Source organism: Myroides sp. N17-2 (genome assembly GCF_002286775.1).
Taxonomy (GTDB): Bacteria; Bacteroidota; Bacteroidia; order Flavobacteriales; family Flavobacteriaceae; genus Flavobacterium.
Genome location: NZ_NSGJ01000141.1, coordinates 1 through 309, shown reverse-complemented (window position 1 = coordinate 309; position 309 = coordinate 1). Strand labels below are relative to the sequence as shown.

The window sequence follows — 309 nt, the reverse complement described above, 5'->3', positions numbered from 1 at the left end:
GCTTAACTTCTCTGTTCGAAATGGATAGAGGTGAGCCCCGCTGCAATAACCACCTTAAATCGGTTGTTACTAAAAAGTAACTAATATTTTTGAACTATATTGATATAGCTTAACTATTTCTTATCTGCTATTACTAGTAGATTGCTAGACTTTTTGAATACATATTTTAGAAAGTTTCCCTCCCCTTGCCTAAACAAGGGGAGTACACATAAGCTTACGGGTTATTAGTACTACTCGACTCTGACATTACTGCCTTTACATCTATAGCCTATCAACGTTGTAATCTCCAACGACCCTTTAAAGAAATCT

Annotated in this window: 1 rRNA gene; it reads right to left on the bottom strand. The window is 35.9% G+C overall.

The features are described from left to right. Positions 1-203: 203 nt before the first annotated feature. A 23S ribosomal RNA gene (locus CF599_RS19440) occupies positions 204-309 on the bottom strand; the annotation flags it as partial.